The sequence below is a fragment of the Amycolatopsis circi genome, from assembly GCF_003385235.1.
Taxonomy (GTDB): Bacteria; Actinomycetota; Actinomycetes; order Mycobacteriales; family Pseudonocardiaceae; genus Amycolatopsis; species Amycolatopsis circi.
Genome location: NZ_PQIA01000241.1, coordinates 1 through 5,971, shown reverse-complemented (window position 1 = coordinate 5,971; position 5,971 = coordinate 1). Strand labels below are relative to the sequence as shown.

Below are 5,971 nucleotides of genomic sequence, written 5' to 3'. Positions count from 1 at the left end.
CTTGCCCGACAGCTTTGCGCGAGCAGCCCGTCAATTCGAACGCTGCCGTCCCCTCGATCCGCACCGCAGGTCCGCGTCCGCCGGTGATCGAGCAGCGGCGCACGACCAGTTCCACATTCTCCGCGGCCAACGCGGCCGCCTCACCAGCGTGCAGCTCGATCCCTTGCAGCGTCAGGGATCCGCCGACCGCGTGCAGCACCGGATGATCCGCTCCGGCACCGTCGACGATCACCTGCGCCCCGGCCTCCGCGGTCAACGTCACGCGCAGCCCGGACAGGGCGAGCACCTCGCGGTACCGGCCCTCGGCGACGGTGATCACTGCGTGGTCCGGGGCGACGGAGAGCGCGTCGCCGATCGTCGGGTACGCGCCGGGCCGGTCGCCGACCAGGAGCCGTCGTGCGTTCGGCGTCGTCATCAGCCCGCCTCGGCCATCAGCCAGCCTCGCCCGGCGGCCTTCGCCCCGGCCTGGAACCGGCTGCGCGCGCCGAGCCGGTTCATGATGTCGGCGACCATCCGCCGGACCGTCCGCACCGAGATGTCCAGCCGGGCCGCGGCGGATTCGTCGGTGCTGCCGGAACACAGCAGGGTCAGCAGATCGCGTTCGCGGCGGGTGAGCCCCGCGGCGCCGTCCCGGTCGTCGAGGCCGGTCGGGATCAGCGGCACGGCCTCGGGCCAGATCCGGTCGAACAGTCCGGCCGTCGCGGCGACGACGCCGGGCAGCCGGAACACCGCCGCGGACGAACTCCCGGCCCGGTCGTCCGGCAGCACCGCCGCCGAACGGTCGACGACCAGCGCGTCCATCGGGACGTCAGCCACGGTACGCACGTCCGCACCCGCGAGCGCCAGGCCGCCGAGAGCACCGGACAGCCGTGCCGAATCGGGGCACAGCACGCGATAGCGCACGCCGGGCCGCAGCGTGGCCTGGCCGAGCCGGCGCACCGCGTCCGCCGGTCCCGGGCCGACGGTGGCGCACATGATCAGCACCTCGCTCGCGGCCGACGCCAGCAGCCCGTCGATCCCGGCCGGGCGCGGGCCGGAACCGCTGCCCGCGACCAGACTCAGCTTCGCGCCCGTGCCCGGCTGCCGTTCCCGCAACACCTTCCGCTGCGCGGCAACGAGTTCCGGTCCCGGTTCCCAGCCGAGTTCGCGGGCAAGCAGCTTCCGCGCGTGCTCGAACGCGGCCAGCGCCTCAGCCGGACGTCCGGCCTGCTGTAGGGCCAGCACGAGCCGCGCCCAGCCGCTTTCGCGGAGCGGATCGCGGTCGGCGACCTCGCGCAGCAACGTGATCGCGTCCGTCGCGCGGTCCGACGCGAGGTACGCCTCGGCGAGCAGACACTGAAGCTCGGCGCGCCGTTCCTCCCATTTCGCCGCAGCCGCCCGCGCGCCGTCGAATTCGAGGCCTTCGAACGATTCTCCCCGCCAGTGCCCCAGCGCCGCGGACAGCCGCTCGGCCGCGGTCTCGTACGCCGCGTCGGCCAGTGCCGCGCGACCGGATTCCGCCAGCGTTTCGACCAGTTCGGTGTCCAGCTCGCCCGGCAGCACCTTGATCCGGTAGCCGCCCGGCCGGCTTTCCAGCCGCTCCCCCACGCTCTGCCGCAGCTGCCACACGTAGCTGCGCAGGTTGCGCAGCGCGGACGCCGGCGCGGCCTGTTCATGCCAGATTCCGGCGATCAGCTGATCGACCCGGACCCAGGCGTTAGCGTGCAGGAGCAACAACGCCAGCAGCGCGCCCGGCTTCGTCGCCCTCAGCTCGATGCGGGTGCCGCTCGACGGGCGCGCCTCGAGCGGACCGAGTAGTTGAAACTGCATGCGCTAACTTTCCATCGGGACACCTGAGGTTTGGATGACAACGGTGATGGTCGTCGAGGACGACGAGAACATGCGGGTCGCGGTCGCCGCGCAGCTGAGCGCGGCCGGACTCGGCGTGCACGTCTGCGGCGACCTCGCCGAAGCCGGAAGAGCGCTGGGCGCGCGCGGATACGCCTGCGCGGTGTTCGACCGGATGCTGCCCGACGGCGATTCTCTCGGCTACGTCGACGCGCTCCGCCGCCAGGGCTGGCACACGCCCGTGCTGTTCCTCACCGCGCGCGATTCGCCCGCCGACCGCGTCGCCGGATTCGAGCACGGTGCGGACGACTACCTGGTCAAACCGTTCGCGATGGCCGAGCTGACCCAGCGGGTGCTGAACCTGTGCTCGCGCAGCGGCTCCGACCGGCCCTCGGTGCTCCGCCACGACGACCTCGTGGTGGACTGCGCGCGGCGCGAGGTCCGCAGGGCCGACGTGCTGCTCACCCTGTCGAACAAGGAGTTCGCCGTGCTCGAATACCTGCTCGTCCGGTCCGGGCAGGCGGTGAGCCGGGCCGAACTGCTCGAACACTGCTGGGCGGCGGCTCCCGAGGAGATGGGCGACAAGTCCAATCCGGTCGACGCGGTGGTGAAGCGGCTGCGGCGGAAGCTGCGGGAACCGGAGCTGATCCACGCCGTGCGCGGTCTCGGCTACCGGTTCGGCGCTCGGTGAACGGCTCCGCCGCCGACCGGCTGCGCAGGCTGCGCTGGGTCCTCACCGCGCTGTTCACCACGATGAACGCGATCGGGCTGGTCGTGCTCGCCTGGATCGTCGTCAACGAGGACGCCGACCGCGGGACCGCCGAGGTCACCTCGAGCCTCGACCGCGTCACGTCCGCGGTCAGCAGGCAGGTCGGCTACGACGGCGGCGTGGTCAGCTTCGCGCTCGTCAACAGCGACGAGCTGAACAACGCCTGTCCCCAGTTCGCGATCCTGCCCGGCGGCGCGCAGACCTTCCGGCCGCATCTCTCCGGCCGCACGTGCGTGCCGATGGACACCGGCGTGCTCAACGGGCTCGCCGCCGACGCGATCCACACCGGCGGCCTCGTCGAGGGCTACCAGCAGAGCACGGACGGCCGGTCGGTACTGGTGCGCGCGCAGCCGTTGCTGAACCCGTCGGGGAAGTATCTCGGGGCCGTCGTCGCGTCCGCCGACCTGACCGACACACAGTCGGCGCACACGCGGTTCGTGCTGCTGGTGGTCGGCGGCTGCGTCCTGCTGATCGCCGTGCTCGGCTTCGCCGGACACCTGCTGTCCGGCCGGTCGATCCGGCCCGCCGCGGCGGCTTTGCAGGAACAGGAAGTGCTGCTCGCCGAGACCGCGCACGACCTGCGCAGCCCGGTCGCCGCCCTGCGCGCGCTGGCCGAAACCGCCCAGGCGAACCCGGATCAGCGTGCCGCGCTGCTGCCGAGAACGGTGCAGCTGGCGTCGGACATGGGCAGCATCATCGACAGCCTGCTGGTCCGGGCCCGGCTCGCGGCGGGCGTCGAACAGCTGAACCTGCAACCGGTGTGGCTCGATCAGCTGGTCACCGACATCGCCGAGAGCGCGCACACCGGAGGCGCGCAGGTGACCGTGACCGCGGCCCCGACGAAGGTGAACGCCGACCCGACCCTGATCCGCCGCGCGGTCGGCAACCTGCTGGACAACGCGGTCCGCTACGGCAGGCAGCCAGGGGCGGAAGCGATCGTGCACATCACGGTTTACGGCGGCACGGTCACCGTGGCCGACCACGGCCCCGGCATCGACCCGTCGACAGCCGCGGACGCGTTCGACCGGTTCAGCAGCACGGGCGGGTCGTCCGGGCTGGGGCTGTCGATTGTCCGGTGGGTCGCGCAGGCTCATGGCGGCGTGTTGTCGGTGTACAACGCGGACGAGGGTGGAGCGATCTTCGAGCTGCGCTTTCCGCAGGCGGCGTGACGGCCGGACCGAGAAGGTCGATCCGGCCGTCACGGCTCAGCGCTAGTCCGCGGTGTTGATCAGCTCCACAGTGCCCGTTCCCGATTCGCCGAACCGGTTGGGCCGCGCGGCGAATCCATCCGGCGCGGCGTTGGCCCGGCCCCGAAGTGCGACCGTCACGCCGTCGTTGGCGGTGGAACGGCGGCGTCCGTTGGCTGAGTGGCCGTCCGTGTTCTCCGCGCTGCCGGGACGCAGGGTTCCGGCGGTTCCGGCGCCCGTGCCGTGCGGCGTCATCGGCGGCACCATTCCGCCCGCACCGCCTCGGGCCGAACTGTTCGCCGCGCCCTCGGGTTCCACGCTGCTTCGTTTCGCCGCTGTGGAACGCACGGCGGGCATCGCACCGAGGCCAGCGCCAGCGGCGCCGAGCGCGCCGAAGGGCAGCCCGGAGGCCACTGGCGCGGAACCGGCTGCGGACGGCATTCCGCCGAGCGCGCCGCCCAGGTCGCCCGGCGACAGCGAGCCCGGACCCAGTCCGGCGAGCGAAATGCCTTGGCCCGACGTCCAATCCTTCGGGTCCAGGCTAAGTCCGTGACCGTTGCCGCCGACGGCTCCGGGCAGGCCGCTCGTGAGCTTCGACAGGTCCGGGGAACTGCCCGAGCCGCTGCCGATTCCCGCTGCCTGGGCGAGGCTTTGCACTTCGGTCAGCAGGTTCACCGCCGCGTCCGCCGTTTTCACCGCGTCCGCCGAGGAAATATTGAAGTTCGGGATCAGGTCCGCCGGGTTCGTCACGCCCGCCGCCCCGCACACGGCGAGCATCGCGCCGTCGTACTGGGCGCCCAGTTCGTTCATCACCGTCGCGGAGCTTTGCCAGGCCTGCAAAGCCAATTCCCACGTGAGCGGGTTCATTCGGGTGGCCGCGTATTCGGCGTAGAAGCCTTCGACCAGGCCTTGCGTCACCGGCAGGGTGTCCGCCAGCGCGTTGAGCTGGGCAGAGACCTGCGACGCGGCGATCCGGTCGCTCCACGTCGTCAGGTCGGCGATCGACCGGCCCACCTTGGCTTCGAACGAATCCGCGGCCTTGTCCTGCCAGCCGGCCAAGGTCACCGTGCCCGCGTTGCGCCGCAGTTCGGCGGCGGCGGTCTGGCTCCAGGCATGCACCTCCGACCACATCGTCGCGGCGGAGCGCAGCGCCGGGATGTGCGCCTGTTCGGCGTTGATCATCGCCTTGTGGAAATCGGGAAGCAGCACGTTGTAGGGAATCACCGGTCAACTCCTCTTCAGACGGATTCCGGGGCGGACGGATGCTCGGGCGAGGCGCCGCCGGTACCGGTGCCGGTACCAGTGCCGGTACCCGTGCTCGGCGTCTTCCCGGCGCCCGAGAACTGCTTCAGCACCCCGATTCCCTTGTCGGCCACCTTCAGCGTGGACGTCGCCAGGTCGATGCTGTTGATCAGGTCGGTCGCCTTGTACTGCGCGGCGGCGGCCTTCACCTTCGCCGAAATGGTCGTCATGTCCTCGCTGGTGTTGCCGATGTACGCGCCGACCACGCCGGTCGCGGCCTTGTCCAGCACGGCCATCAGGATTCCCTCGACCGTGCCCAGCGGGCTGACCGGCTCCCCCAGCCTGGCCAGCGACGCGGGCGGCACCGGGGCCTTGGTCTGCGCGGAGAACACCGCCATCGCCTCGGGGTCCCCCTTGATGAAGGATGCGTCGGACATCTTTCCCCTCCTCAGGTTCGGTAACTGCGTTCCGGGCCGGCGCTGCCGACCTGCCACAACTCTTCGTCGAGCACTTCGGCGGGCGCCTGCTCGACCGGCGGCGGCGGTTTCTTCGGAGCCTTCGCCGCGGCCGGTTTCTTGCGCTTGCCTTCGGTTTCCCGCCCGGCCAGCACGACCCCGGTCTTGCCGTCGGTCTTGCGCGACCGCACGGCATTGACCCGTTCCGCCGCCCCGGGCCGGATCCCGCCGGATCCGGAACCTCCCCGTCCGGCCCCCGACTGCGGCGGATACATCGGCGGCATGCCGCTGCTGCCGGTGCTCCCGCTTCCGGCCGCCGCCGTACCGGCGGGTGCGGCTCCGGCGGAAAGCCCGGCCTGCGCCGCGTTCGGCGAAACAGCCCCGCCCGCGCCTGCCCCCGCCGGGCCTGCCCCCGCCGGGGCTGTCTCCTTTACACATCTGACGCTGCCGCCGAATAGAAATTGCGTAGCTCTTGTGGTCCCCGCTCTCTT

General features: G+C 71.6%; 6 protein-coding genes and 1 pseudogene. 2 read left to right on the top strand and 5 right to left on the bottom strand.

The annotated features are described in order from the left end of the window. Nucleotides 1-415 (bottom strand): annotated as a pseudogene (locus tag D0D37_RS45320) (right-handed parallel beta-helix repeat-containing protein); the annotation flags it as partial. Continuing rightward, the gene (locus D0D37_RS45315; protein ID WP_116206735.1) at nucleotides 415-1,809 is read right to left on the bottom strand and encodes a BTAD domain-containing putative transcriptional regulator; all 1,395 of its coding nucleotides are present in this window, start codon (nucleotides 1,807-1,809) and stop codon (nucleotides 415-417) included. The pseudogene D0D37_RS45320 and the gene D0D37_RS45315, both read right to left, overlap by 1 nt. 34 nt (nucleotides 1,810-1,843) lie before the next feature. On the opposite strand from D0D37_RS45315, the gene D0D37_RS45310 reads away from it, so the two are divergent. Together D0D37_RS45310 and D0D37_RS45305 are read left to right on the top strand one after the other, a co-directional pair. Then, nucleotides 1,844-2,518 (top strand): response regulator transcription factor, encoded by a 675-nt coding sequence (locus tag D0D37_RS45310; RefSeq protein WP_208720565.1) that lies wholly within the window; start codon nucleotides 1,844-1,846, stop codon nucleotides 2,516-2,518. Further along, nucleotides 2,515-3,765: a sensor histidine kinase gene (locus D0D37_RS45305; protein WP_244223909.1), complete on the top strand. Its 1,251-nt coding sequence runs from the start codon at nucleotides 2,515-2,517 to the stop codon at nucleotides 3,763-3,765. The genes D0D37_RS45310 and D0D37_RS45305 overlap by 4 nt, the downstream gene beginning before the upstream one ends. Nucleotides 3,766-3,807: 42 nt before the next feature. On the opposite strand, the gene D0D37_RS45300 is transcribed toward D0D37_RS45305, so the two are convergent. The 3 genes from D0D37_RS45300 to D0D37_RS45290 are packed head-to-tail and all read right to left on the bottom strand — an operon-like array spanning nucleotide 3,808 to nucleotide 5,755. After that, nucleotides 3,808-5,007: a hypothetical protein gene (locus D0D37_RS45300; RefSeq protein ID WP_116206733.1), complete on the bottom strand. Its 1,200-nt coding sequence runs from the start codon at nucleotides 5,005-5,007 to the stop codon at nucleotides 3,808-3,810. Nucleotides 5,008-5,021: 14 nt separating this feature from the next. Next, entirely contained in the window at nucleotides 5,022-5,462 is a 441-nt protein-coding gene (locus tag D0D37_RS45295) for a hypothetical protein (protein WP_116206732.1), read from the bottom strand. A gap of 11 nt (nucleotides 5,463-5,473) precedes the next feature. Continuing rightward, the gene (locus tag D0D37_RS45290) at nucleotides 5,474-5,755 is read right to left on the bottom strand and encodes a hypothetical protein (protein ID WP_208720564.1); all 282 of its coding nucleotides are present in this window, start codon (nucleotides 5,753-5,755) and stop codon (nucleotides 5,474-5,476) included. Nucleotides 5,756-5,971: the final 216 nt, after the last annotated feature.